Genomic DNA, 20,552 nt, shown 5'->3' with positions numbered 1-20,552 from the left:
CGGTGAACCCCGACCGTCTGTGCACGCTGCTGCGCCGGATATCCGGCGCGGCAGCCGCGCTCCTGGTCGCGGGCCTGGTGACGCTCACCCAGGCCCCGACCGCGTCAGCCGCCACCCCCGGTGACGCCGCCTCACTTGCCGCCGCCAACGTCAACAAGACCGCCGGGACCTGCGCCAACACCCCGACCACCAACAGCCTCGGCGGCTCGCAGTTCGAGAACAGCTGCACCGGCGACGCGGGCAGCCCCGAGTACTGGTGCGCCGACTTCGCCGAGTGGGTCTGGCAGCAGTCCGGCCTCTACACCGGCGGCCTGTCCGCCGCCGCCGCGAGCTTCCTCACCTACGGCGCGACCAACGGCACCCTGCACACCAGCCCCTCGTACAGCCCGCAGCCCGGCGACGCGGTGGTCTACGGCAGCCTCCAGGACTCCGAGCTGCACCATGTCGGCATCGTGACCGCGGTGAACGCCGACGGCTCGATCGTCACCGCCAACGGCGACTGGGGCGGCACCAGCGGGCTCGGTGAGTCCGGTTGGGCGGCCAGCTCGCACGTCGCCTCGATCACCATCGCCGCCGACCAGAAGGCGGTCGGCAGCGAGCCCGGCAACGTGGACACCGCCGACGGCTACTACATCGTGGGCTACAGCAGCCCGGTGACCAGCGGGAAGACCCCGGCGCCGGTCCAGGCCACCAACTCGTACAACCCGAACGCGCTCTGCGGCAGCGGCTTCGGCCTGGTCGACTACCACGACCTCGGCAACGCGGTGGTCTACCTGGACTACAGCGCCGCCACCGGGCAGAACTGCGTGACCACCCTGGTGGACCAGCCGGGCAGCGCGGTGCCGATGAACGCGACGCTCAGCGCGCAGGGCGGCGGGTCCGCCTCGAACCCGGGCAACTTCAGCTACTACGCGGGCCCGGTGACCCTGCCCGCGGCCGGCCAGTGCGTGGAGTGGGGCGGCACGTACCAGAGCGCGAGCTGGACCAGTGGCTGGAGCCACTGCGGCTGACCCGGCACCCGGTAGCCGGTACCGGCCCGACACGGGCGGGTACCGGATCGTCGGCGCGCACCCGCACCGGCGTGGTGCGCGCCCCGCCGACGTTGTACGGAATTGATTGACCGGCCCCCTCCGGACCCGCCGGACAACGCCGACCAGCACTAGAACTGAACCGGTGGTCGGCCCCGCGTCGGGGGCACGACGCGGAGCCCGCGGGTTGGACGGCCGACGTTCGGTCGGCCCTCGATCCGCCCGCGATCCGCATTCCGGGGAGGGCAGGCAGATGAAGTTCGGGATTCTGGGACCGCTGCTGGTGCACGACGGCGCGGCGGTCCAGGCCGTCGCCGCGGCCAAACAGCGGGCCCTGCTGGCAGCGCTGCTGGTGCGGCACGGACATGTGGTCCCGGTCGACCAGCTGGCGGAGGTCGTCTGGGACGGCCGTCCGCCGCGCAGCGCGCCGACCACGCTGCGCAACTACGTGATGCGGCTGCGGCAGGGGCTCGGGGCCGCCGGCGAACGGATCGAGACCCGGTCCGGCGGCTATCTGATCCGGGTGCTGCCCGGCGAGCTCGACGCGCAGCACTTCGTCGAGCTGCGCGACCAGGGCGTCGCGGCGCTGCGCGGGGGCGCGGCCGGGCGCGCCGTCGCCCTGCTGGACGAGGCGCTGGCGCTCTGGCGCGGGGCGGCGCTGGTGGACGTGCCGGCGGAGGTGCTGCGCCAGGAGGAGGCCGGCCGACTGGCGGAGATCCGGCTGGACGCCGTCGAGGCGCGGCTGGACGCCGCGCTGCGGCTCGGCCGGGCCGCCGCGGTCATCCCCGAGCTGCGCACGCTCACCACCGCCCACCCGGAGCGGGAGCGCTTCTGGGCCCAGCTGATGACGGCGCTCTACCACTGCGGCCGGCAGTCCGAGGCGCTCGGCGTCTACCGGCAGGTGCACCGGATCCTGGCCGACGAGGTCGGCGTCGAGCCGGGCGCCGAGCTGCGCGCGGTGCAGCAACGGATCCTCGCGGCCGAGCAGGAGCCGAACGGGTGGCTCGAGCCGGTACCGGGCGTCCCGGCGGGCGACGAGCCGGACGAGCCGCTCGCCGACCCGCCGGCGGCCGCCCGGGAGGAGGCCGCCCGGCCCGGCTCCGTGGTCCCGTTCCAGCTGCCGGCGAGCCTGGCCGACTTCACCGGACGGGCCGACGAGCTGGCCACCCTCACCACCGGGCTGACCGCGCCGAACCACGGCTGCCCGCCGGTCGCGGTGGTCACCGGGCCGCCCGGCGCCGGCAAGAGCGCGCTGGCCGGGCAGGCCGCGCACGCCGCCCGGGCCGCGTTCCCGGACGGCGTCCTCTACGCCGACCTGCGCGGCAGCTCGGCGGACCCGGCCGAGCCCGCCGAGCTGCTGCGGACCTTCCTGCTCACCCTCGGGGTGACCGCCGGGGCGATACCGGCCGGGCCGGCGGCCCGGGTCGCGCTCTACCGCTCGGTGCTGGCCGGCCGGCGGCTGCTGGTCGTGCTGGACGACGCCCGGGACAGCGCGCAGGTCCGGCCGCTGCTGCCGAGCGACACCGCGAACGCGACCGTGATCACCAGCCGCAACCGGCTGGGCGACCTGCTCGGGGCGCTCCGGGTCGAACTGGGGATGTTGACCGCGGACGAGGCGGAGGCTCTGCTGCGCCGGACCGTCGGCCCGGACCGGGTGGCCGCCGATCCGCTGGCCGCGGCCGCGGTGGCGGCGCTGTGCGGACGGCTGCCGCTGGCGCTGCGGATCTGTGCGGCCCGACTGGTCGCCCGACCGTCCTGGCGGGTGCGCGACCTGGCCGACCGGCTGAGCGACGACCAGCGGCTGCTCGACGAGCTGCGGATCGGTGGGCTGGACGTCCGGACCGAGTTCGCCCGCAGCTACGCCGCACTGGATCCGGCGGCCGCCCGGGCCTTCCGGCTGCTCGCGCTGCTGGACGGCGGACTGATCCGGCTACCGGTCGCCGCCGCGCTGCTGGACGAGCCGGTCCGGCGCGTGGAGGAGCTGCTGGAGCAACTGGCCGACGCCCATCTGCTGATCGCCAGGGAGCCCGGCCGGTACGGCTGCCACTCGCTGTTGCGGGCCTTCGCCCGGGAGCGCAGCCTGCTGCTGGACCCGGCGCCGCTACGGTCGCAGGCACTGCTGCGGGCGGCGCTGGCCTCGGCTCCCCCGGCCCCCGCCCGCCTGGTGCCGGTACTGGTGGGGCAGACCCTGGCGGTGAGCGGGCGGGGGTAAGGGAAGTTCCGGGCGGGTCGGGGCGGCAGGGCCGGTCCGCCGACGGTCCTGGCGCCCGGACCCGCCCGGGCGGCGACGGGTTACCGAGTCCCCCCGTTCGAGACCCGGTCTCCGTCGCCCCGTCATCGTGCCCGGTGGCGGTATCGGCCCGGTATCGCGGGGCGTAGCGCGACGCCCGGTCGGTCGGGGGACGGGCGGGCCCGACGCGGGACCAGCGCCCTCCCCCGCCCCTGACGGCCCGGGGATCACAGCCCGGGGATGAACTGCACCACCAGCAGGTCGATCAGCTTGATCCCGAGGAACGGCAGCACCAGCCCGCCCAGACCGAACACCCACAGATTGCGCCGGAGCAGGTCGGAGGCGGACGCGGGCTGGTAGCGCACCCCGCGCAGGGCCAGCGGGATCAGGGCCACGATGATCAGCGCGTTGAAGATGATCGCCGAGGTGATCGCGGACTTCGGGCTGTGCAGCTCCATGACGTTGAGGTCCGCCAGCCCCGGATACACGCTGGCGAACATGGCCGGGATGATCGCGAAGTACTTCGCGACGTCGTTGGCGATCGAGAAGGTGGTCAACGCCCCTCGGGTGATGAGCAGTTGCTTGCCGGTCTCGACGATCTCGATCAGCTTGGTGGGGTTGGAGTCCAGGTCCACCATGTTGCCGGCCTCCTTGGCGGCCGAGGTGCCGGTGTTCATCGCCACCCCGACGTCGGCCTGGGCCAGCGCGGGAGCGTCGTTCGTCCCGTCGCCGGTCATCGCGACCAACCGGCCGCCCTGCTGCTCCCGCTTGATCAGGGCCAGCTTGTCCTCCGGCGTCGCTTCGGCCAGGAAGTCGTCCACCCCGGCCTCCGCGGCGATCGCCCGGGCGGTCGTCGGGTTGTCGCCGGTCACCATCACGGTCCGGATGCCCATCCGGCGCAGCTGGGCGAAGCGCTCCCGGATGCCCTCCTTGACCACGTCCTTGAGGTGGACCACGCCGAGCACCCGGGCGCCGTACCGGTCGTCGACCGCGACCAGCAGCGGGGTCCCGCCGTCGGCCGCGATGGCCTCCACCGCCTCCCCGGTCCCGGGCGGGATGCGGCCGCCGCACTCGCGGACCCAGTCGGCCACCGCCGCCGCGGCACCCTTGCGGACCCGGACCAGCGAGCCGTCCGGGCGCCCGACGTCGACCCCGCTCATCCGGGTCTGCGCGCTGAACGGCACGAACTCCAGCCGTCCGAGCTCCCCCTCGGCCCGGGCCCGCAGCCCGTACCGCTCCTCGGCCAGCACCACCACCGAACGGCCCTCCGGGGTCTGGTCGGCCAGGCTGGACAGCTGGGCCGCCTCCGCCAGCGAACCGGCCGTCACTCCCGCGAGCGGGACCAGGCCGACGGCCTGCCGGTTGCCGAAGGTGATGGTGCCCGTCTTGTCCAGCAGCAGGGTACTGACGTCGCCGGCCGCCTCCACCGCCCGGCCGGACATCGCCAGCACGTTGCGCTGCACCAGCCGGTCCATCCCGGCGATGCCGATCGCCGAGAGCAGCGCGCCGATGGTGGTCGGGATCAGCGCCACCAGCAGGGCGACCAGCACCGCCGTGCTCTGCTCGGCGCCGGCGTAGATCGCCATCGGCTGGAGGGTGACCACGCTGAGGATGAAGACCACGGTGAGCGCGGCCAGCAGCAGGTTGAGCGCGATCTCGTTCGGGGTCTTCTTCCGCTCGGCCCCCTCGACCAGGGCGATCATGCGGTCCAGGAAGGTCAGGCCGGGGCGGGAGGTGATCCGCACCACGATCCGGTCGGAGAGCACCGTGGTGCCACCGGTCACCGCGCACCGGTCGCCACCGGCCTCACGGATCACCGGGGCCGACTCCCCGGTGATCGCCGATTCGTCGACGGCGGCGATCCCGTCGACCACGTCGCCGTCGCCCGGGATCGTCTCACCGGCCGCGACCACGACGAAGTCGTGCAGCCGCAGTTCCTCGGCCGGCACCCGCTCCTCGGTCCAGTTCGTCAGGCCGACCCGCCAGTGCAGGATCCGCCGGGCCACCGTCCCGGTGCGCGCCCTGCGCAGCGACTCCGCCTGCGCCCGGCCGCGGCCCTCGGCCACCGCCTCGGCCAGGTTGGCGAAGACCACGGTCAACCAGAGCCAGCCGCTGATCAGCCAGCTGAAGACGCTGGGCTGCAGGACGGCGGAGAGCGTGGTGAGCGCGGACCCCACCTCGACCACGAACATCACCGGGTTGCGGACCATCAGCCGGGGGTGCAGCTTGCGCAGCGCCTCGGGCACGGCGGTGAACAGCTGTTTCGGGTCGAACAACCCGGCGGGCGCCCGGTGCCGGGCGGGGTGCGGAGCCTGCGGCGGGGACTGCGCCGGGACTCGCGGGGCCCCGTCGGCCGGGACCTCCCTCATCGGGGACGTGCGGAGCATGGCGAACCTTCCCGGGCGAACGGGTGACGACGAACAGCGCCCCGAGCCAACCCTCCCGAGCCGGTCGGAAACCCTCCGCTGACGCCGCCCTGACGGTCGGTCGGCCGACCTTGACGCGGGCTTCACGCCCGCTTGACGCCCCGTTGACACCAGTCGCCACCCGGGCCGCTCCGCCTACACAACCGCGGGAGTGGAATCACACACTCCACTGGATCTTCACTCGCTGGAGTGATACCTCGCTACGCCCTGATCACGGGCTGCTTACGATCACCCGGTCAGGGTCCACCGGGCTCGGTCGCGGCGACAGGAGGGGGTCGCCGCGCCCGAGCCGGTGGCGCGGCGTCACTCCTCCACGCCGACCCCTCCACCCCGTCCGGACGGACATCGAAACGGACCGGCGGGAGCACCACCCCAAAGCGGCCGCTCCGCCACCCCGAAACGGAACCCCGACATCGATCACGACAGCACGAAGCCGGACATCAGGATCACGCGGAGCGCACCTGGAGTAGCGAAGCAAACACCAGGAGTCATGGCCAGAGCGGGAATTGTAACCCCGACCCGGCAATTGGCAAGTGCGATCAGCCCGGAGGAGCCGGACGCCCGCGAACCCCCGCGCACACCCAACTGACCAGCGACGCAGGGCCAGTGGCACACCCGGCATCCCGCAAGCCACCCCCGCAAGGAAGTTCGCAGGCGAACTCCATGGCCATCGATCGTCCACGGACGACAACTCGCCGGCGCCGCACCGGAGTCGCCCGGTCGATCCGGAGTGGTCCGCCCCCGTTTCTCATCCCGCGCGCCGTGGACCTGACACCCGGCGGACCGGCGAACAGTTGTGGCAGGGCTGTTACACGACAGGGCGGGGGTCGGGGCTTTCGGCAGGGATCGGCTGCATAGGCTTAGGGCATGCCGTCGAACCAGTCCCCCCGCCGCTTCAATCCGTTCAACAAAGCCGCGCTGGCCACCCGCTTCCTGCTGGCCAGCGGGTTGGCGGGGGTGATCCTCGCCGGCCTGATGCTGCCGGCGGTCGGCAGTATCGGCCTGGGGGCCAAGGACGCGGTGACCAGCTTCGACAGCCTCCCGGCGGACTTCACGGCCCCGCAGCCCTCGCAGGCCTCCACCATCTACGACGCCAACGGCGGCGTGATCGCCACCGTCTGGGACCGCGACCGGACCGTGGTGACCCAGGACCAGATGTCCCCGCTGGTGCGCGAGGCGCTGGTGGACATCGAGGACAACCGCTTCTACCAGCACGGCGCGATCGACCTCAAGGGCATCGCGCGCGCGCTCGGCAACAACAGCAGCGGTGGTGGCACCCAGGGCGCCTCCACGCTCACCCAGCAGTACGTGAAGAACGTCTTCGTCGACGAGGCCGGCGACGACCAGCAGAAGGTGCTGGAGGCCCAGCGGCAGACCGTGGGTCGCAAGATCCAGGAGATGCGGTACGCGATCCAGGTCGAGCAGACCCTCACCAAGGACCAGATCCTCACCAACTACCTGAACATCACCTTCTTCGGTGAGCAGGCGTACGGCGTCGAGGCGGCCTCCGAGCGGTACTTCAGCGTCCACGCGAACCAGCTCACCCTGCCGCAGGCCGCCATGCTGGCCGGCCTCGAGCAGTCGCCGACCAACTACGACCCGCTCGAGCACCCGGTGCAGGCCAAGGAACGCCGGGACACCGTCCTGAAGAAGATGGCCCAGTACGGCTCGATCACCCAGGACCAGGCCAACCAGGCCATCGCCGTCCCGATCGCCTCGATGCTGAAGCCCACCCCGCCCCACCAGGGCTGCATAACCGCCCAGCAGGGCGAGGGCTTCTTCTGCGACTACGTCAAGCAGACCGTCCTCGGCGACCCCGCGTTCGGCGCCACCGCCGCCGCGCGCCAGGCGCTGTGGAACCGCGGCGGTCTGCAGATCCACACCACGATCGACCCCAAGGCGCAGGGTGCGCTGCAGACGGCGCTGAGCAACAACGCCAACACGTCGGACAAGCCGGCCGCCGTGATGACCGAGGTGCAGCCGGGCACCGGCAAGATCACGGCGATGGGCCAGAGCCGCGAGTACGGCTTCAACAGCAACCAGACCACGATCAACCTCAACGTCGGCAAGTCGATGGGCGGTGGCCTCGGGTTCCAGACCGGCTCGACGTTCAAGCCGATCGTCGCCGCCGCCGCCATGGAGAACGGCATCGGGCCCGACACCACCTACCCCGCGCCGCAGAGCATGCTGTGGCCGGCGATGAAGAACTGCAGCGGCGGCAAGTACCCCTCCGTCGACACCCTGCACAACGACCCGGGCGAGGTGGGTCCGTACAACATGCCGGTCGCCATGGCCGACTCGATCAACACCTACTTCGCCCAGCTCGAGGCCGACACCGGCCTGTGCACGGTGGACCAGATGGCCAACAAGATGGGCATCACCCAGCAGGCCAACGGCGACCCGCTGAGCGTGGTGCCGTCGATGGTGCTCGGCAGCAACGACCTGACCCCGCTGGAGATGGCGGCGGTCTACGCGACCTTCGCCGACCACGGCACCTACTGCACCCCGATCGCCATCTCCTCGGTGACCGACCCCAACGGCAAGCAGCTGGCGGTGCCGTCCGCGAACTGCACCGAGGTGATGTCGCAGAACACCGCGGACACCATCTCCGCGATGCTCAAGGGCGTGGTCGAGGACGGTACCGGTACCTCGGCGGGTCTCACCGACCGCGACAACGCGGGCAAGACCGGTACCACCAACGACGGCCGGCAGGTCTGGTTCGTCGGCTACACCCCGGACCTGGCGGGCGCCACGCTGGTCAGTGACACCGCCGCCCAGAACCCGCTGCAGGGCCAGATGTTCGGCGGCTCGCCGATCGCCTCGGCCTTCGGTGGCCCGGTCGCCGGCCCGATCTGGAAGGCCGCCATGGAGGGCTCCCTCGCCGGGACCCCGGCCGACTCCTTCCCGTCGGTCTCGCTGCCCTCGCCGGTGGGCGGTGGTGGCGGCAGCACCACTACCACCACCACGAGCCCCACGCCCTGACACCGAACCCGGTGAACCGCGGCCGCCCGTCCTCCCGACGGGCGGCCGCGGCCGTTCTGCTCGAACTTGGCCGGAATCCGCGGGACGTCCGTGCCGTCTCCCCTAGCCTCTGGTCGTCCGCCAGGAGAACGATCACAGGGAGCAGAGATGACACTCGGCCGAACAGCCCTCGCCCTCACCGCCGCGGCCGGCCTGCTGACCGTCGCCCCCACCGCCGGGGCCGCCACGCCGCAGCCACTGGACCAGTGCTCGGCCGCCGACCACCAGGGCGACGCGCGGCTCGGCCCGGAGCAGCTCCCGCTGCTCGGGCGGGTCGGGCTGGAGCTGATCGGCTACCAGCGCACCGGCGGCGAGTCCGACCAGGCCTTCCTCGCCCGCTACTACGACTCCCGGGCGGGCTCCTGGAACTACCCGCCGGACAACGGCTACGCGCTCACCCCGGACGGCCAGCCGATCGAGATCGAGCAGGAGCTGTTGCCGGGCCAGGACATCGACCGCTACGGCAGCGAGTACGGCTCCTTCCTCGCGCCGGAGGGCCTGCCGTACGCCGAGCGGTCGATCCCGCCGCAGAGCCTGGACAGCACCACCGCACCGGCGGGCTGCAACTACCACGACTACCGGGTCGTCAAGCCGTTCGAGGTCCACGCGGGCCCGATCGCGCCATGGTTCGACCAGCCGGGCTGGGGGTGGCAGTACCAGCTGGACGGCACGCTGCTGCCGGGCGCCCCGGCGCAGCTCAACGTCGGCTGGCTGGTGACCAACGGGTATCTGGAGCGGCTGGTCTGACCTCGAGGAGGGTGGTGGGGCTGCGAGAATCGGGCGGCAACCCGACGAAGGAGCCGCCCCGATGTCCGTAGCCGTCACCGAAGTCCTGGGCGAGGTCAACGCGCTCGGCGGGTTCTTCGCGGTCGGGACCGGTGAACCGCCCGCAGCGGCCCGGCCGTTGCGCGAACTGTACGCGACCGGGCCCGGGACGGCGCTCGCCCGGCGGGTCGCCACGGTCGCCGGGCGACTGGGCACGGCCGAACCACGGGTGGCCGCCTCGGTCGTGCACCTGGGCCTGGCCGCCCGGCTCTGGTCGGTGACGCTGGGCGCGGCGGCGCTGGGCGGCGTGGTGCCGGAGCTCCGACCCGACCGGACGTACTGGCAGCTCCCCGAACAAGGGCTGCCGGAGCTCTGGGTACCCGACCCGATCGGGGCGCCCGCGTCAGCGTCGGCACTGCACCGCCTGGTCGTGGTCGAGCAGCTCACCCCGCTGGCGGCGGCGGTCCGGGCCGCCGCACCCGTCTCGGAGCGGCTGCTGTGGGGGAACGCTGCCTCCGCCCTGACCGGAGCCTCGCGCATGCTGCCCGGGCCGACCGCGCGCGGCTACGCACGGGACCTGCTCACCCGCGCCCCGCTCGCCGGCACGCTCACGCCGGGCCTGCGCCGGCGCTCGTGCTGCCTCTACTACCGGCTGCCGAACGGCGGCCTCTGCGGGGACTGCGTGTTCACCACCCCGCCCGGCCGCGCCTGACCGTGCCCGCCGGGGGCGCCGGAGAGGTCGCCGGGGGGCGCCGGAGGTGGGCGCGCGCCGGGGCGCGGCCCTCCCGCGCTGGCGGTCCGGGTCACCCGCTGCTACCCGGGTACGTCCGTGTGCGGGCCCGACGGTCCCGGCGAGCGGAACCGTCGGACCCGCCCTCGTCAGCGCGTCCGGCCGGCGAAGTCGTAGCTGCTGCCGTACTCGGCGATCACCCGGGAGATGCCCAGCGGCGGGTGCAGCCGGGTCGGCGAGGTGGTGTGGATCGGGAAGACCGCCCCCGGCCGCATCCGTTCGACCATCGCGTGCAGGTCACCCTGGCTCGCGTGGCCCGAGCAGCCGATCTGGCGCAGCGGGATGCCCAGCGCCGACAGCCAGTCGGTGAACGGCTCCCAGCGCGGCTCGAACGGGCCCAGCGGCTCACCGTTGGCGTGCACGAAGACGCTGTCCGGTCCGGCCGGCAGGTCGAGCAGCGAGGGCAGGTCGGCCGGGTCCGGCACCACCACGAACTCGGCGGGCTTGGCCCGGACGTCGGACAGGTCGACGTCCTGCGCGTCCATCACGGACTCGACACCCATCAGCCGCAGGAAGGCGGCCGTGTGCGACGGCCACAGCACGGTCCGGCCGGCGGCGGCCGCGATCTCCAGGAAGGCGTGCACCCGCTCGATGTCCCGCGGGTACATCGACAGCAGTACCAGGCCGGTGGTGCTCTCCAGCAGGGCGGCGAAGTCGCGCTCGACGTCGGCCTCGGTGCGGAAGCGGTTGTCGCGTTGCTCCCAGCCCAGCGTGGTGCCCTCGGTGACCAGCACCTCGCAGCCGGCCGCCCGGGTGACGAAGTCCCAGGCCCGCTGGGCGTTGCGGCCGTGGAAGCGGATGTCGCCGGTGAAGGCGAGCACGCCGTCGGAGGTGTGCACCAGGTAGCCGGAGGCGCCGGGGACGTCGTGGTCCACCGCGACGCACTCCACCTCCATCGGTCCCACGGCGGTCCGCTGCCCGTCGGTCAGCCGGTGCCAGTCGGGGTCGCCGCCGCGCAGGCCCTCACCGGTCGCCTCCAGCGCCCGCAGCACGTCCACGGCGTGTGTGTGCGCATGCACGGGAACGTCCGGGCGGACGAAGCCGGCCAGGCCCACGTGGTCGATGTGCGGGTGGCTGACGAAGACCGCGGTCTCCCCGGCGGCCTCGCCGAGCGGGTCACCGGCGTCCAGCGCGGCCGGGTCGAAGAGACCGGGCAGCCGCGGGGCGCCGCCCATCCGCAGCCGGTCGGCGAGTTCGCGCTCCGGCCGGATCCGGACCGGCGGGCGGAAGTAGTCCTTGCCGCCGGGGATGTCCAGGCCGATGTCCAGCAGCACCCGGTGCCCGCCGTCGGAGATCAGGATCTTGCTGGATCCGATGACGCCGACGCCTCCCCAGAACTCGATGGAAACCACAGGTCAGTTCCTTTCAGCAGGTGCGGTGGCGCGGCCGAGCGGCGCAGCGGCCCACGCGCGCAGCGCGGGCAGCAGCTCCTCGATCCGCACGCCCACCGCGGTGGCCGGGCCGTCGGCCCGACCGAAACGGTCGATGTAGGCGCAGGGGGCGCCGAGTTCGGCGGCGGGGGCGACGTCGTTGTGCCAGTGGTCGCCGATCGAGAGGATCCGCTCGGCCGCCCCGACCCGGGTGTCCCGCTCCGCCTCCGGGCCTGCGGCCAGGCCGAGTTCGGCTCGCAGCAGCCGGCGCAGGCCGGCCGGTTTGCCGGTGCTGGAGATCACCTCGTCGACCAGCGGCTGCACCTCCAGCCGGGTGAGCAGCTCGGCCAGCCCGGCGGCCGGACTGTTGGTGGCCAGCACCACCCGGACGCCGTGCGCGCGCAACTCGGCCAGCAGCTCGGCGTATCCGGTCGGGACCTCCAACTCACAGGCCGGCGTGGCCATGTGGACGCGGGTCGCGGCGAACGCCGAGTCCAGCTCGGCCGCTCCCAACCCGTGCCGCTGCCGGCCGAGTTGGGCCACCACCTCCCAACCGTCCACCGCCGCCCGGAAAGCCGCCGCACGGACCGGGTCCGTCGTGCTGTCGGCGGCCGCGACCCCCTCGGCCAGGTAGTGCTCGACCCCGGCGAGCAGCGCGGCCCGTTCGTCGCGCGGCAGCCCGGCCGCGGCCTGCTCGGCGTAGTAGCGGATCGGCGCGTCACCCCGGTACAGGGTGCCGTCGAAGTCACTTACCAGGACCAGGGGTTCGTCGGGTCCATCGAATTCATCAGCCACGAACGCCTCCGGCGGTGGACATCGCGCCGGTGATGAAGTGGCGCTGGAGAATCAGGAAGAAGGCCAGCACCGGGGCCGTGGTGAACACCACCGCCGCCGAGAGCGCCGGATAGTCCGTCCCGTTCGCGCCGGCGAAGGCGGCCAGGCCGACCTCCACCGGCTGCACCCCGGGACTGCTGGTCATGATGAACGGCCAGAGGAAGGAGTTCCAGGAGGCCAGGAAGACGTTCAGCGAGATGATCACGATCGCCGGCCGGACCAGCGGGACGCCGATCGACCAGAGCATCCGCCACCGCCCCGCGCCGTCCAACTCCGCCGCGTCGAACAGCTCCTGGGGCAGACCGAGGAAGAACTGCCGGACCAGGAAGATCCCGAAGACGCTGGCGCCCCACGGCACGATCTGGATCCAGTAGGTGTCCAACCAGTGGATGTCGTCGGCGATCAGGTAGTCCGGGATGATCAGCACCGTCCCGGGGATCATCAGCACCGACATCACCACGCCGAAGAGGAACCCTCGCCCGCGGAACTTCAGCACTCCGAAGGCGAAGCCGGCCAGCAACGAGGTGACCAGCGCCAGCAGCACCGTGCACCCTGCGATCAGCAGGGTGTTCAGGAAGAGCTGCGGCCACGGCGCGGCGGACCAGGCCCGGCTGTAGTTCCCCCACTGGCCGTGCGGCACCAGCAGGTCGCCGAGGGAGGCGGAGGTCGCCTGCGAGTTGAGGGAGGTGACGATCACGTAGTAGAAGGGCAGCAGGAAGACCAGACCGACCAGCACGGCGAAGGTCCGGACCAGCACGAGGCCGGCCCGCGAACGGCCGACCGGGCGGCTCGGGCCGCCGTGGCTCACCGCCCCCGGCGCCCCGGCCCGGCGCCGGGGCAGCAGCCCCCGGCGCCCGGCCTCGGTGGAGACGACACTCACTGTCCGGCACCGGCCTTCTGGTCGGCGAGCGCGTTGGTCTGCGCGGTGTTCAGCGCGGTGGCCGGGTCGGTGCCCTTGTCCAGCGCGGCCTGCAGCGCGACGACCTCCTCGCCCTCCGCCTTGGCGACCCAGCTGTACGGCGGCTCGACCACCGCGTACTGCAGGGCGGCCACCGCGGTGGGCAGGTAGGGGTTCTTGGCGATGAAGTCGCTCATCAGCGGCAGCGCGGCCGAGGTGACCGGGAGGTAGCCGGTCTGGGTGGCCCACTGCGCCTGGCTGGAGGCCGAGGCGAGGAACTGCATGTACTTCCAACCCGCCGCCTGCTGAGCCTTGCTGGCGCCGGCGAACTCGACCAGGTTGGTGCCGCTCATGATGTTGGTCGGCTGGCCGGTGGAGCCGGTCGGCAGCACGCTGGTGCCGAGCGCGAACTTGCCGCCCACCGCCTGGTTCTCGTAGTAGTAGCCGGCCGCGCTGCTCAGGTCGAAGACGCCCTTCTGGGCGCCGAGCGCGGTCTCGCCCGGGTAGTTGGTACCGACCACCAGCGCACCGGCCTTCTTGAGGTCCACCATGTAGCTCAACGCCTGGATCGCGGCCGGGCTGTTCAGCTGCGGAGTGCCGTCGGAAGCGAAGTCCGGGGTGCCGTCGGCGGCGGCCAGCGCCTGGAACATCAGGGTTCCGCTGGCGGGGGAGGCCGTGGTGCCCGGGTCGATCGCGATGGCGGTGACCCCGTTGCCGGAGACCGCCTTGGCGTCGGTCGCGAACTGGTCCCAAGTCGTCGGCGCGGTGAGGCCCTTGGCCTTCAGCATGTCGTCGTTGGAGTAGATCACCTGGACGCTCTTGTTGAACGGCCACATCCACAGCTTGCCGTCCGGCAGGGTCAGGTCCTTCTGCACGCCCTGGTAGAAGGAGGCGAGCTGGTCCGGCTTGTCGGTGCCCGCGTACTGGCTGACCGGCAGGATGACGTTGCTGTTGGCGAACTGGGCGGCCCAGCTCTCGTAGACCTGGCCAATGGTCGGCGCGTTGTGGGCGGCGATCGCGGCGGTCTCCTTGGCGTGCAGGGTGCCGTAGTCGGGCTGGTACTCCAGGTTGACCTTGATGGTCGGGTTGGCCGCCTCGAAGTCGTTGGTCAGCTTGACCAGGGTGCTCTTCTGGGTCCCGTTGATCATGATCTGCATGAACGAGATGGTGGTGGTACCGGACGCACTGGAGCTGCTACCGCTGGAGGAGCAGCCGGCCAGAGCGGCGAGCACGGTGGCGGCGGCCAGCGAGGAGACGACGGCCCGGCGACGGCGTGACACGGTCATTGAGGTTCCCTCTGTACGGACGGAGTTGCGAACGGGGTTGCGGACGAGGTGCTGACGGGGTGTTGCGTGTACACGCACGGGCTGGAGGCACTGCGTGTTGCGTGTACACGCACGGGCTGGAAGCACTGCGCGTTGCGTGCACACGCACAGGACGGCGGCCGGCGGGGTCAGTCGCCCCGGCTGATCCGCTCGCTGGTCCGGCGCTGGAGCAGCGTGAACGCGGCGGTCACCACGAACAGCACGACGGCGAGGGCCGCTCCGTAGCCGGTGTCGAAGAAGACGAACGCCTCCTGGTAGAGGAGGTAGCTCAGGGTGGTGGTGGCGTAGACCGGACCGCCCTGGCTCATCTCGTAGAACTGGGTGAACGCCTGCAGCGAGGTGATGCTGGTGATGATCACCACGAAGAGCGTGACCGGCCGCAGTTGGGGCCAGGTGACGTGCCAGAACTCCTGCCAGCCGGTCGCCCCGTCGACCCGCGCGGCCTCGCTCAGCTCGGGCGAGATCACCGCGAGACCACCGAGGAACAGCACCACGGTGAAGCCGACCTCGTGCCAGAGACTGTAGAGGATCACCGAGGGCATCGCCCAGCTGGTGGACTGCAACCAGGCGGGCTGCGGCAGGTGCACCGCCTTGAGCAGGGCGTCGGCGAGGCCGAACTGCGGGTTGAAGATCCACACCCAGGCCAGCGAGGTGGCCACCACCGGAGTGGCGTGCGGCGAGAAGACCGCCAGCCGGGCCGCGCCCAGCAGCCGTCCACCGCGCTGGAGCAGCAGCGCGAGGGCGAGCGAGACGGCGGTACCGCCGATCACCATCGCGCCACTGAAGTAGAGCGAGTGCCAGGCGCTGCTGAGGAAGCTCGGCGCGTTGGAGTGGAACAGCGCACGGTAGTTGGCGAGTCCGATGTACTTGGACTGCGCCGTGTTGAGCGTGTTCCAGTGGAAGAGGCTGACGTAGAGGGTGTAGGCGGTCGGTCCGATGATGAAGACCGAGAAGATCAGCAGGGCCGGCGCGGAGTAGAGCCACCCCATCGGGCTCTCCCGGACCCGCTTGGTCCGCCGGGCACCCCCGCGGGCGCCCCCGAACGACAGTGGCCGTCCGGCGGCCCGCGCGGCCTCCACCGTCACTGCTCCGTGCTGCGACATCGTCCTGCACCCCACACGTGAAGCGACCCCCTGGGCCGTCCCGAGAGCCGGACCGGCGGTGGTGGTCCGACGCCAACTCGCCTTCGAGCGGCTGGGAATGAGTGAAACGCGCGTAGATAGCGCTTACATGTCCATTTCAGAAACACTTGGTGACGATGGTTCTGCATCGGGGCGACCTGTGAAATCCTGAAAGGCTGGCCACATTCCACCCGAACGCCGGAATCCGCGCGCTCACCGGCACTCAGCGCGCTCGCGCCGGCCCTCGGCGATCGAGCGCGTGACGCCTCGCCCAGGCCCGGGCGGAGATCCGGGCCAGCAACCGGGCGGCCGGATCACCGTGGTCCGCCCCCGAGGCCAACGGGCCGGTGTAGCAGACGGCCAGCAGGTAGGGCGCGGTATCCGCCGGGTGGACCACGGCGACGGCGTGGCGCGCGCCGGGGATCCAACCGTTCTTGCACGCGATCCGGGTGCCCGGCGGCAGCCCGGCCGCCAGGTCCACCCGCCAGCTGTTGCGCTCCAGCAGGGCCAGCAGCTCCGGCTCCAACGACCGCACCAGCCGGGCCAGATCGCGCGCGGTGACCCGGTTGTCGACGCCGGCGGCCCGGGCGGCGTGGTCCTCGATGCCGCGCGGGCTCGCGCTGTGCGTGGCTCCCGCCTGCCGCCAGACCCGGGCCACGGCCTCCTGGCCCACCTGTGCCAGGCAGAGGTTGGTGGCCAGGTTGGACGAGTGCGTGACCATCCGTTCGGCGAGCCAGCGGAGCGACGCGGAGCCACCGTCCAGCAGGCGCCATGGCTCAGGATCGTTGTCCCAGTCGAAGGTGCTGACGTAACTTCCGTCACCCACCGCCGACTTGAACCGGTTGACCACCGGCACCGCGGCGTCCAGGGCCAGCCCACTGCGGTACACCGCCGCCAACACCGCGACCTTCATGGTGCTCGCGGCCTCGTGCGGCACGTCCGCGTTCCGCACCACCACCGGCGACTCGCCCCACCGCCCCAGCACCACCGACAGCATCCCCCACGTCTACCACTCCCCCACCACCCCACTCACCCCGCCACGCCCCACGGCCTCCCCGCCGGTTTCACCCGCGACTTCACTCGCCACGCCGCCCCCGCGCCGGCGCCGCCTTGCTCTCGGAGTCCACCCGGCCGACTTCCGTGAACCATCCGGGGACGACCGGCGAGCGCGAGACCACCCGTGCGCGGAGGGTCGACCGCGGACAGCCGGCCGCCGACAGCTGACGGCTGACGGCGGACGACTGACGGCGGTGGGAACCCGTCAGCCGTCCGCCGTCACCGGTCAGTCGTCGCCGTCGGCCGACTCCGCCAGCGGGAAGCGGCGTGGCGTCACGGTCAGCAGAACGAGGACCGCCAAGGCCGCGGCGGCCGCGGCACCCAGGTACACGTTGTTGACCGCGGCGGAGAGGGAGCGGCGGAGGTAGTCGGTCCCGGGACGGCTGAGCGAGGAGCGGTCGAGGAGGGCGCGGGAGACGGCGTCCAGACCGGTGGGCAGGGTGCCGCGGAGCTCGGCGGGCGCGTGGTGCAGACGGTCCGTCAGCGTGCTGTTCGCGATCACCGCGAAGAGCGCCCCGCCCAGGCTCTGGCCGACCTGGCGGCAGAACAGGATCGACGCGGTGGCCGTCCCCCGCTCACCCCACGGCACGATGGCCTGCACGCCCACGATCAGCGGCAGTTGGAACAGCCCCAGGCCGGCCCCGAGCAGCAGCATCACCAGCATCGGCTGCCAGGCCGGCCCGCGGTACGGCAGCAGCGTGAAGCCCGCCAGGATCACCGTGCCGCACACCGCACCGATCAGCGCCGTGTCGCGGAACCCGATCCGCAGGTACAGCCGGTTGGAGAAGGCGGCCGAGATCGGCCAGCTGATCGTCCACACCGACAGCACGAACCCGGCGGCGACCGGCGGCAGTCCCAGCACGGACTGGGCGTAGATCGGCAGGAAGACCATCGGTGCGATCATCAGCACGCCCAGGCAGCCGAGCGCGAGGTTCACCCCCGCGATCACCCGGCGCCGCCACACCCACCCCGGGATGACCGGCTCGGCCACCCGCCGCTCGATCCGTACCGTCAGCACGCCCAGCAGCGCGCTCGCCGCGAACAGTGCCAGGCTGGGCGCCGACCCCCAGCCCCAGGCGACCCCGCCCTGCACCAGCGCGAACAGCAGCAGACCCGCCGTCAGGAAGAGGCCCAGCGCGCCGGCCCAGTCGATCCTGGTCCGGCCTCCCCCGGCACGCTCGGGCAGGTGGCGCTGGAGCAGCACCAGCGCCACCAGCCCGGTCGGCAGGTTGACCAGGAAGATCCAGCGCCAGCCGACCGTCGAGGCGCTCACCCCGCCGATCGCCGGCCCGGCCACCGCGGACACCGCCCAGACCGTGGACATCGCCGCCTGGATCCGGCCGCGCTGCCTGAGCGGGTACAGGTCGGCGGCGATGGTCTGCACGGTGCCCTGGATCGCGCCGCCGCCCAGGCCCTGCACCAGCCGGAAGGCGATCAGCGCGGCCATGCTCCAGGCACTCGCGCAGAGCACCGACCCCAGCAGGAAGATCACCGAGCCCACCAGCAGCACCGGTTTGCGCCCCCGGGCGTCGGCGAGCTTGCCGTAGACCGGGAGGGTGACGGTCACCGCCAGCAGGTAGCCGGAGAAGAGCCAGGAGAAGTAGCTGAAGCCGCCCAGCTCGCCGACGATCTGCGGGACCGCGGTGGAGACGCAGGCGGAGTCCATCGCCACCAGCGCCATCGACAGCATCAGCGCCGCGACCACCAGCCGGCGGCGTTGGACGGTGGGAGGGGAGCCGGGTGGCGGGGCGCCCGTGCCGGTTGTCGGGCCCGGCCGCCCGGTGTCGGAAAGCTCGCTGTTGCTCACCGCTCCCCCTTCGTGTTCGGTGACTGCCCTGTTCGGTGACTGCCCTGTTCGGTGGCTGCCGTGTTCGGTGGCTGCCGCGAGCCAGTCTGGACCAGACCACGCACCGCCGGTGGAAGCGGGGTGCGGGAGGGGCGGCAGGGTGCTGGCGTGGCGGGGAGCGGTCCGCGCGTCGACACTGGAGGGACTACCGGCGCAGCAGTGGAGGACCTCCGTGCGCCTGACCGACACCCGTACCGGCCTGCCCGTCGCGGTCCGTCCCGGCCGCGCGGGGCTGTTGCGGGTGCGTGTGCGGGCCGGGCGGGCCGGGCGGCCGTTCGACCTGGGCGATCTGCGGGCGCTGCTGGTCGGTGACCTGCTGCTCCGGGTGGCCGAGACCGCCGGCCTACAGGCGCTGGTCGGGTGGCGCCTGCCCGAGGTGCCGGCGGCGCAGACCGAGGCACTCGCCGAGGCGGCCGGGCGGCTCGGGGTCCACTCGCCGTCCGACGAGGACGTCGGCCCGGCGGACGTCCGGGTGCTCGCGGCGGAGACGGACGGCGGCGAACAGCCCGGCGACCCCGTGGTGCCACGCTGCCCGGTGTCGTTGGCGGTCGGCCCGGTCCGGCCCACCCCGGCCGCGGCCAACCGGTCCGGCCGGCACCCGCTGCTCGAACCGGCCGGGCCCGAGCCGCTGGCGCTGCGGCTGGCCCTGCTCGACCGCCCGCACCGTGCGCCGGTGGCCCTCACCGCGCCACTGCTCGCCGCGGCCCGCGCCGAGCTGACGCGGTGGCGTCGGCTGGTCGCCCGGGCGGCCGACTCCCCGTCCAGGCCGGTGCTGGACGAACAGGTCGCGACCGCCTTCGCCGGGTTCGCGAGCGACCTGGACGCGGGCGCCGCGCTCGCCGTGCTGCGGGGCCTGTGCACGCGCGGGGATCTGCCGCTGGGCGCGGTGTTCGAGACGTTCCTGCGGATCGACCAGGTGCTCGCGCTGGAGCTGGGCCGCGAGATCGGCCGCCCGCCCGAGTGACCGCCGGACAGGCCCTATCCCCGGAAGATCGGGCGGGGGACGTCACGCGGACGGGTGCGGTTGCGCCATTCGCGCGGGTAGCCGACCGACACCTCCTCGAACCGCACCCCGTCGTGCCAGGTGGTCCGGGGGATGTGCAGGTGCCCGTAGACCACGGCGGCGGCGCGGAACCGGGTGTGCCAGTCGGCGGTGAGTTCGGTGCCGCACCACTGGGCGAACTCCGGGTAGTGCAGCACCCTGGTGGGCTCGCGGACCAGCGGATAGTGGTTCACCAGCACCGTGCGCAGCTCCGGGTCGACCTCCGCCAGCCGGCGCTCGCTCTCCGCCACCCGGGCCCGGCACCAGGCGTCGCGGGACGGGTACGGGTCCGGCTGGAGCATGAACTCGTCCGTGCAGACGATCCCGGCCCGGCGCGCCTCGGCCAGCGACTCCTCCTTGTTCGTCGTGGTCGGCGTGCGGAAGGAGTAGTCGTACAGCACGAAGAGCGGCGCGATGACCAGCGGGCCGTCCGGCCCGGACCAGACGGGGTAGGGGTCCTCGGGCGTGTGGACCCCGAGCGACCGGCAGATTTCGACCAGCCGCCGGTAGCGCGCCTCGCCGCGCAGCTGGACCGGGTCGCGGTCGACGGTCCACAGGTCGTGGTTGCCCGGCACCCACACCACCTCGGCGTAGCGCTCGCTGAGCACCGAGAGCGCCCACTCCACGTCGCCGAGGATCTCCCCCACGTCGCCCGCGACGATCAGCCAGTCCCCGGCGCTGTCGGGGTACAGCTCTTCGACGATCTTCCGGTTCTCCCGGTAGGCCACGTGCAGGTCACTGATCCCCATGAGCTTTCCGTGCGGCATAGGGCCGAGGCTAGGCCCCCGGGGGCCCGGGCG

The 20,552-nt window shown here is 72.6% G+C and carries 15 protein-coding genes; 6 read left to right on the top strand and 9 right to left on the bottom strand.

All coding sequences use genetic code 11. The features are described from left to right. Nucleotides 1-2: 2 nt before the first annotated feature. Both ACIGXM_RS27200 and ACIGXM_RS27195 read left to right on the top strand, forming a co-directional pair. Complete coding sequence (locus ACIGXM_RS27200; protein ID WP_396565285.1) at nucleotides 3-1,010, top strand: CHAP domain-containing protein; 1,008 nt, start codon at nucleotides 3-5, stop codon at nucleotides 1,008-1,010. Nucleotides 1,011-1,281: 271 nt separating this feature from the next. Beyond that, complete coding sequence (locus ACIGXM_RS27195) at nucleotides 1,282-3,240, top strand: BTAD domain-containing putative transcriptional regulator (RefSeq protein ID WP_396565283.1); 1,959 nt, start codon at nucleotides 1,282-1,284, stop codon at nucleotides 3,238-3,240. 245 nt (nucleotides 3,241-3,485) lie between these two features. Here the strand turns inward: ACIGXM_RS27195 and kdpB are convergent, their stop codons facing one another. Next, nucleotides 3,486-5,645: a potassium-transporting ATPase subunit KdpB gene (gene kdpB, locus ACIGXM_RS27190; protein WP_396565281.1), complete on the bottom strand. Its 2,160-nt coding sequence runs from the start codon at nucleotides 5,643-5,645 to the stop codon at nucleotides 3,486-3,488. A 906-nt stretch (nucleotides 5,646-6,551) separates the two neighbouring features. Between kdpB and ACIGXM_RS27185 the strand changes: the two genes are divergently transcribed. The 3 genes from ACIGXM_RS27185 to ACIGXM_RS27175 all read left to right on the top strand — a co-directional run bounded on the left by ACIGXM_RS27185 (nucleotide 6,552) and on the right by ACIGXM_RS27175 (nucleotide 10,182). Beyond that, nucleotides 6,552-8,666, top strand: coding sequence for a transglycosylase domain-containing protein (locus ACIGXM_RS27185; protein ID WP_396565280.1), 2,115 nt, complete (start codon nucleotides 6,552-6,554; stop codon nucleotides 8,664-8,666). A gap of 147 nt (nucleotides 8,667-8,813) precedes the next feature. Next, nucleotides 8,814-9,452: a TNT domain-containing protein gene (locus ACIGXM_RS27180; protein ID WP_396565278.1), complete on the top strand. Its 639-nt coding sequence runs from the start codon at nucleotides 8,814-8,816 to the stop codon at nucleotides 9,450-9,452. A 61-nt stretch (nucleotides 9,453-9,513) separates the two neighbouring features. Then, a complete protein-coding gene (locus ACIGXM_RS27175; RefSeq protein ID WP_396565276.1) occupies nucleotides 9,514-10,182 on the top strand; it encodes a (2Fe-2S)-binding protein in 669 nt (222 codons plus the stop codon). A gap of 167 nt (nucleotides 10,183-10,349) precedes the next feature. Here the strand turns inward: ACIGXM_RS27175 and ACIGXM_RS27170 are convergent, their stop codons facing one another. The 7 genes from ACIGXM_RS27170 to ACIGXM_RS27140 form a co-directional block, all read right to left on the bottom strand. Next, entirely contained in the window at nucleotides 10,350-11,612 is a 1,263-nt protein-coding gene (locus ACIGXM_RS27170; RefSeq protein WP_396565274.1) for an MBL fold metallo-hydrolase, read from the bottom strand. Nucleotides 11,613-11,615: 3 nt separating this feature from the next. Further along, a complete protein-coding gene (locus ACIGXM_RS27165) occupies nucleotides 11,616-12,425 on the bottom strand; it encodes an HAD family hydrolase (protein WP_396565272.1) in 810 nt (269 codons plus the stop codon). Continuing rightward, nucleotides 12,418-13,344, bottom strand: a complete 927-nt coding sequence (locus ACIGXM_RS27160; protein ID WP_396565270.1) for a carbohydrate ABC transporter permease — start codon at nucleotides 13,342-13,344, stop codon at nucleotides 12,418-12,420. Before ACIGXM_RS27160 ends, ACIGXM_RS27165 begins: the two co-directional genes overlap by 8 nt. After that, on the bottom strand, nucleotides 13,341-14,648 hold the full coding sequence (locus ACIGXM_RS27155) for an extracellular solute-binding protein (protein WP_396565268.1): 1,308 nt from the start codon (nucleotides 14,646-14,648) through the stop codon (nucleotides 13,341-13,343). The genes ACIGXM_RS27160 and ACIGXM_RS27155 overlap by 4 nt, the downstream gene beginning before the upstream one ends. 167 nt (nucleotides 14,649-14,815) lie before the next feature. Continuing rightward, the gene (locus ACIGXM_RS27150; RefSeq protein ID WP_396565266.1) at nucleotides 14,816-15,790 is read right to left on the bottom strand and encodes a carbohydrate ABC transporter permease; all 975 of its coding nucleotides are present in this window, start codon (nucleotides 15,788-15,790) and stop codon (nucleotides 14,816-14,818) included. A 241-nt stretch (nucleotides 15,791-16,031) separates the two neighbouring features. Further along, on the bottom strand, nucleotides 16,032-16,805 hold the full coding sequence (locus ACIGXM_RS27145; protein WP_396565264.1) for a serine hydrolase: 774 nt from the start codon (nucleotides 16,803-16,805) through the stop codon (nucleotides 16,032-16,034). 285 nt (nucleotides 16,806-17,090) lie between these two features. After that, a complete protein-coding gene (locus ACIGXM_RS27140; RefSeq protein WP_396565262.1) occupies nucleotides 17,091-18,671 on the bottom strand; it encodes an MFS transporter in 1,581 nt (526 codons plus the stop codon). Nucleotides 18,672-18,882: 211 nt separating this feature from the next. Between ACIGXM_RS27140 and ACIGXM_RS27135 the strand changes: the two genes are divergently transcribed. Then, complete coding sequence (locus ACIGXM_RS27135; RefSeq protein ID WP_396565260.1) at nucleotides 18,883-19,674, top strand: hypothetical protein; 792 nt, start codon at nucleotides 18,883-18,885, stop codon at nucleotides 19,672-19,674. A gap of 14 nt (nucleotides 19,675-19,688) precedes the next feature. Here ACIGXM_RS27135 and ACIGXM_RS27130 read toward each other — a convergent pair whose 3' ends face one another. Continuing rightward, a complete protein-coding gene (locus ACIGXM_RS27130) occupies nucleotides 19,689-20,501 on the bottom strand; it encodes a metallophosphoesterase family protein (protein WP_396565258.1) in 813 nt (270 codons plus the stop codon). Between the last annotated feature and the right edge of the window lie 51 nt (nucleotides 20,502-20,552).

Origin of the sequence: Kitasatospora sp. NPDC052896, from assembly GCF_044547075.1 — a bacterium.
Taxonomy (GTDB): domain Bacteria; phylum Actinomycetota; class Actinomycetes; order Streptomycetales; family Streptomycetaceae; genus Kitasatospora.
The sequence above is the reverse complement of the archived record's forward strand: the minus strand, read 5'-3'. Positions and strand labels throughout refer to the sequence as shown.